The organism is Streptomyces sp. NPDC001532, from assembly GCF_040298625.1.
In the GTDB taxonomy this organism is placed as follows: domain Bacteria; phylum Actinomycetota; class Actinomycetes; order Streptomycetales; family Streptomycetaceae; genus Streptomyces.
In genome coordinates, this window is record NZ_JBEPAL010000038.1 from 80,584 (window position 1) to 86,583 (window position 6,000).

The window sequence follows — 6,000 nt, forward strand, 5'->3', positions numbered from 1 at the left end:
TTCGGGCAGTCTCGGGGACTATGGAAGAAGGCACTTTGAAGTCACCGACTCACTGCGCGGGTACCGAGGACGAGTACGAGGCGCTCCAGTGGGACACCCGGCAGGGCTGTGAGGTGCGGCATATCCTCGACCGCGTGGCGGACAAGTGGTCCCTGCTGGTGATAGCGCTGCTGGAGCGCCGCAGCCTCCGCTTCTCGGAGCTGCGCCGGCAGATCGACGGGGTCAGCCAGCGCATGCTGACCGTCACGCTGCGTCAGCTGGAGCGGGACGGCCTGGTCAACCGCACGGTGCACCCGGTCGTTCCGCCCCGTGTGGACTACGAGTTGACGCCTCTGGGGGTGACGTTGCACGACACCATCCGGAGCCTGGTGGTCTGGACGGAGGAGCACCAGAGCGAGATCGCGGCCGCGCGGGCCGAGTACGACCGGCGGGCGGACCAGGCCGTCGCGTCCTGACCGGCGGCCCGGCCCGCCACATCCGTTCCCTTGTTGTCCACCCGTCCGAATCCGGGCCGGAATCCCCCGGGAATCCGGCCCTCTTTCGTTTCCGATGACCGGAGGATTACCCGCCGATTACCGCATGGTGATCCACCAGGGAAAACGGCTCGTTACCTTCCGGCGGAATGCCCGTCTTGCCTTTTCGGGCGTACCAGGTTCGGAGGAACGAGTGTCTATTCAGGATTCGGCCGGGGTGTCGGCTGCCGTCCGCGAGGCCGTACCCGTGATCCGGGAACACGGCATCGAGGCGGAGGAGCAGGGGCGGGTGCCACGGGAGACGCTGAGGCTCCTGGACCGGGCCGGAGTGTTCCGCATGGCCGTGCCCGAACGCTTCGGCGGTCTGGACCTTCCGCTCGCGCGGCAGGCGGACGTGGTGGGTGAGATCGCCGGGGCCTGTCCGGCCACCGGCTGGAACATGACGGTGTGGCTCACCGGGGCGCTGATCGCCGGCCTGTACCCGGACGAGGCGCAGAAGGAGGTCTTCGACGGGGGCTCGGTGCGGGTGTCGCTGGGCTTCGCGACGACCGGCCGGCTGACCCCGGTCGAGGGCGGCTATCGGCTCAGCGGGCGCTGGAGCTACAACTCCGGCTGCCACGCCGCCGACTGGGACGTGCTCGGCGCGGTGCTGGAGCGGCCGGACGGGACGGAGGAGGAGTTCTTCGCCCTCGTGCCGCTGGCGGAGCTGTCGATCATCGACGACTGGGACGTCTCGGCCGGCAGCGGTACTGGGAGCGCTACCACGGTCGCCACGGACGTCTTCGTGCCCGCCCACCGCCTCATCGGCTACGACGCCTCGCTGACCGGGGACACCGGTGAGCGGTGGAACCAGCAGGTCCCTGGACGCGGGTACGGCGCCGTCTCGTTCATCATGTCGCTGTACGCGAGCATGGCCCTCGGCCTCGCGCGTGGTGCCCTGGAGCTGTTCTTCGAGCGGCTGCCGGGACGCGGTATCACCTACACCGACTGGGACGACCAGCGCCAGCACCCGCTGGTCCAGCAGCAGGTGGCGGCCGCGGCCAACCGGATCGAGGCCGGCGCCGCGCTGACCGACCGGGTGATCGCGCTGCTCCAGGAGCGCGCCGATGCCGGGGAGCAGCCCACCGACGCGGAGAAGGCCCAGGTACGCGGGCGGACCGCGTTCGCCGGCGACCTGGCGAAGGAGGCCGTCCAGCTGCTGTACTCGCTCAGCGGTGCCTCGGTCCTCAAGCGCAGTGTGCCCATCCAGCGTTACCACCGGGACATCCTGGGCTTCACCCAGCACGCCCTGGCGCATCCGCTGCCCAACCTGGAGATGCAGGGCCGCGTCCTGATGGGGCTCGACCCAGGCTCGTACATCCTCTGAGCCCCCGGCTCCCGAACGGCGCGGGCCGCCGGCCGCCGCTCCCGGTGCGGAGCGGCGGCCGGCGGCCCGTTCGCGTCGGCCCGGTCAGTCGGCCTTGGCCGGCGCGGGCGGGAAGTGGCCCTCCTGGACGAAGAACTCCACGTACGTGGCGAAGAGTTCCTCCGTCAGCGGCGGGCAGCTGATCCCGGTGCCGTCCAGGGCCGCCTCCGTCTCCCCGGTGTCGAGGGCCGGGTAGAAGGCGTCGGTGTCGGACGTCATCATCTCGAACGCGTGCAGCAGGGGCTGGAGCGCGTTGTCCCGGTCGGCGCGCACCGCCTCGCGCCACCGGTCGGCGTCGGTCTCTTCGAGCCGGTACCCGAGGCGACGCAGGTAGGTGACGCAGTCGGTGAGGCTGAGCGAGCTGCGGTTGAACAGGTGGTAGGTGCCGCCGGCGCCCTCCGGCCGGGTGGAGATGCCGAGGATGGCGGCGCTGACGTAGTCCACCGGCAGCAGGTGGAAGCGGCCGCCGGTGCCGGCGGGCACCAGGCCCGCCTGGAGCAGGCCTTTGAGGCCGAGCCAGACGAAGTCGCGGGTCTGGCAGGCGCCGTTGTCCCGGTCGCCGGAGATCACGTCCACCCGGTAGACGGAGACGGGCAGGCCCCTGTCGCGGGCCAGCTCGACGACCTGTTCGGCGACCCACTTGCTGCGCAGGTAGCCGCTGGGCAGCACCTCGGCGGGGCCGGTCGGGTCGGTGACCTTCAGCGGCACGCCCGGGGTGACCGGACCGTCGAACACCCCGACCGTGGAGACGTGGTGGACGGGGACCGTGCGGTGGCGGGCGGCCAGCCGCAGCACTTCGCGGGTGCCGCCGACGTTGGCGGTGCGCAGCGCCTGGTAGGGCTGGAGCCAGTGCACGGAGGCGCCGGCGTGGTAGACGACGTCGACCGTGCGGGCCAGTTCGTCGAAGCGTTCCTCGGTCAGCCCGAGCCGTTCCTCGGCGAGGTCGCCGACGAGCACGTGGAGCCGGTCCTCGTCGATGTCGTCCCAGACGCGGTACCACTGGAGGCCGGAGCGCAGCCGTTCGCGTGCGGTGCGCTCGTCGGTGCCGCGGACCAGGCAGTGGATCCGGGCGGTGGTGGTGCGCATCAGGTCGCGCAGCAGGAACGCGCCGAGGAAGCCGCTGGCGCCGGTGAGCAGGATCTCGTCCGGGTCGGTGACGGTGCGGACGACCTCGGCGGCGGGCCGGATGTCGTCGGGCAGGGTGATGTCGGCCGCGTAGTCGACGGTGTCGGCCGCGGCGTCGGGCGCTGTGCCGTCGGCGCCGGGTGCCAGCTCGGCGAGCAGGTGGCCGGCCAGGTCCCGCGGGGTCGGATGGTCGAAGACGACGGTGGCGGGCAGGGTCAGTCCGGTGAGCTGGGACACCCGGTTGCGCAGTTCCACGGAGGTCAGCGAGTCGAGGCCGAGCTGCGGGAAGGAGCGGTCCGGGGTGATGCCGTCGGCGCCCGAGCGGCCCAGGATGCGGGCGATCTCGGTGGTCAGCGCCTCCAGGACAGCGGCGTACCGGGCCTCTTCGTCGTCGAGGGCGGCGAGCCGGTCGGCGAGCGAGGTGCCGTCCTCGGCCCGGCTGTGGGCGGTGGCCCGGCGCGGCGTCCGCACCAGGGCGCCCAGCACGGCCGGGGTCCGCGGCTGTTCCCGCAAGGCGCCCAGGTCGAGCGGGGTGGCCACCGGGTCGGGCCCGAGCCGCAGGGCCAGGTCGAACAGGCCCGGCCCCTGTTCGGTGGCGACCGGGAGGAAACCGCTGCGGGCGATCCGCTTGAGGTCGGTCTCGGTGAGGTTTCCGGTCAGTTCGGAGGCCTGGGCCCACAGGCCCCAGGAGATGGAGGTGGCGGCGAGGCCCCGCGCCGCCCGGTGCCGGGCGAGCGCGTCGAGGAAGAGATTGGCGGCGGCGTACGTCGACTGGCCGGGGCCGCCGACGACGGAGGCGACGGACGAGAAGGTCACGAACGCCGTCAGCCCGAGGTCGCGGGTCAGTTCGTGCAGGTGCCAGGCCGCGTCGGCCTTGGGGCGCAGCACCGCGGCGAGCCGCTCGGCGGTCTGCGCGCCGATCACCCCGTCGTCCAGCACGCCCGCGGTGTGCACGACGCCGCGCAGCGGGTGCTCGGCGGGGACGGCGGCCAGCAGCGCGGCAAGGGCGTCCGGGTCGGAGACGTCGCAGGCGGCGACGGTCACCGAGGCGCCGAGGCCGGTCAGTTCGGCCCGCAGCCGGTCCGCGCCGGGGGCGTCGGCGCCGCGCCGGCTGACCAGCAGCAGGTGCCGCACTCCGTGCCGGGTGACCAGGTGGCGGGCGAAGAGCCCGCCCAGGGAGCCGGTGCCACCGGTGATGAGGACGGTGCCGTCCGGGTCCCAGACCGGGTCGCCGCCGGCCTGGTCCACCCGCGGGGCCCGCTCCAGCCGGGGCACGAGCACGCGCGGACCGGCCGCGGGGCCGTCGCCGTCCTCCCGGACGGCCGCCTGCGGTTCGCCCGAGGCGACCAGCGCGGACAGTACGGCTTCCAGGCCGGGCGCCTCCGGGTCGGGGACGTCGGCGAGGACGATCCGGCCGGGCGCCTCGGACTGCGCCGAGCGCAGCAGGCCCCACGCGGCGGCGGCGCCGAGGTCGTGGACGTCCTCGCCGGCGGCGGCGGACACCGCGCCGCTGGTCACCACGACCAGCGGAACGCCGGTGAGGGCGTCCTCGGCGAGCCATGCCCGGGCCAGTTCCAGGGCGCGGCCGACCGTGGCGTGCACAGCGTGCGGCGGTGTGGTGCCGGACGGCGTGGTGAGGCGGACGCGCACGGCGTCGACCGGCGTGCCGGCGGCTACGGCGGCGGCGACGGCCCGCGGGTCCGGCTCGCCGCCGTCCGCGGCGAGTTCCGCCCAGTGCAGCGCGGCGGGCGCGAGCGGGCGGGGCGTCCAGGCGAGCCGGAACAGCGCGTCGTGGTCGCGGGTCCGCGCGGCGCTCAGCGCGGCCGGGTCGTGGGCTCCCAGGGTGACGGAGTCGGCCTCGGCGACGGGGGCGCCGGACGGGTCGGCGAGGTGCAGGGCGTAGGTGTCGTCGGTGCCGGGGCGCGGGACGAGGCGCACGCGCAGTTCGCGGGCGCCGGTCGCGTGCAGCCGCACGCCCTGCCAGCGGACGGCCGCGCCGAGCGGGCCGAGCACGGGGTGGAGGGCGGCGTCGAGGAGGGCGGGGTGGATGCCGAACTCTTCTGCCTGCTCGCCGAGTTCGTCATCGAGCCGCAGCTCCGCGAAGTACGCCCCGTCCTGCTGCCACAGCCCGGTCAGAGCGCGCAGGCGCGGGCCGTACGACACACCGGCGGCGGTGAGCCGGGCGTAGTGGTCGTCCGGGTCGACGGCGGTGGCGCCGGCCGGGGGCCACGAGGCCGGGTCTTCCGCGGCGGGCGCGGCGGGCGGGGTGGTGCCGAGGACGCCGCGGGCGTGGCGGACCCAGGTCGCGCCGGGGTCGCCGGTCCGGGTGTGCACGGTGACGGCACGCCGGCCGTCGGTGTCGGCCGCGCCCACCCGGACCTGGAGGCGCAGCGCGCCCTCGCCGGGCAGGACGAGGGGTTCGTCGAGGGCCAGTTCCTCCAGCACGGTGGCACCGCTCTCGTCGCCCGCGCGGACGGCGAGTTCCGCGAGGGCCGCACCGGTCACCACGGCCTCGCCGGCCACCGTGCGGGCGGCGAGCCAGGGGTGGCTGCGGGCCGACAGGCTGCCGGTGAACACGGTCTCGTCGCTGTCGCCGAGGGTCAGGGCGGTGCCCAGCAGCGGGTGGTCGGCCCGGTCGAGACCGAGACCGCCCGCGTCGGCCGAGGCGGCGGAGGCGTCGACCCAGTACCTGCGGTGCTGGAAGGCGTAGGTGGGCAGGGCGACGCGGCGGGCGCCGGAGCCGGCGTAGAACGCCTCCCAGTCGACGCGGGCGCCGGTGAGGTGCAGTTCGGCCAGTCCGCCGACCAGGCCGGCCGGCTCGGGCCGGTCGCGCCGTTGCAGGGCGAGGGCCCGGGTGCCGGTGCGGTCGGCGAGGACGCCCCGGTTGAGGGCGGTCAGGACGCCGTCGGGGCCGATCTCGACGTAGGTGCGGACGCCCTGCTCCTCCATGGCGGTGACCGCGTCGGCGTACCGGACGGCCTCACGCACCTGACGCAC

Annotated in this window: 3 protein-coding genes; 2 read left to right on the forward strand and 1 reads right to left on the reverse strand. The window is 74.7% G+C overall.

Features of this window, described 5'->3' with window-relative positions:
- Positions 1 to 20: 20 nt before the first annotated feature.
- Both ABT232_RS29070 and ABT232_RS29075 read left to right on the forward strand, forming a co-directional pair.
- Positions 21 to 455, forward strand: coding sequence for a winged helix-turn-helix transcriptional regulator (locus ABT232_RS29070; RefSeq protein ID WP_351845194.1), 435 nt, complete (start codon positions 21 to 23; stop codon positions 453 to 455).
- A 211-nt stretch (positions 456 to 666) separates the two neighbouring features.
- Positions 667 to 1,839, forward strand: a complete 1,173-nt coding sequence (locus tag ABT232_RS29075; RefSeq protein WP_351845196.1) for an acyl-CoA dehydrogenase family protein — start codon at positions 667 to 669, stop codon at positions 1,837 to 1,839.
- An 84-nt stretch (positions 1,840 to 1,923) separates the two neighbouring features.
- On the opposite strand, the gene ABT232_RS29080 is transcribed toward ABT232_RS29075, so the two are convergent.
- Positions 1,924 to 6,000, reverse strand: a 4,077-nt coding sequence (locus ABT232_RS29080) for a thioester reductase domain-containing protein (RefSeq protein WP_351845198.1), incomplete at its 5' end; no start/stop codon positions are given.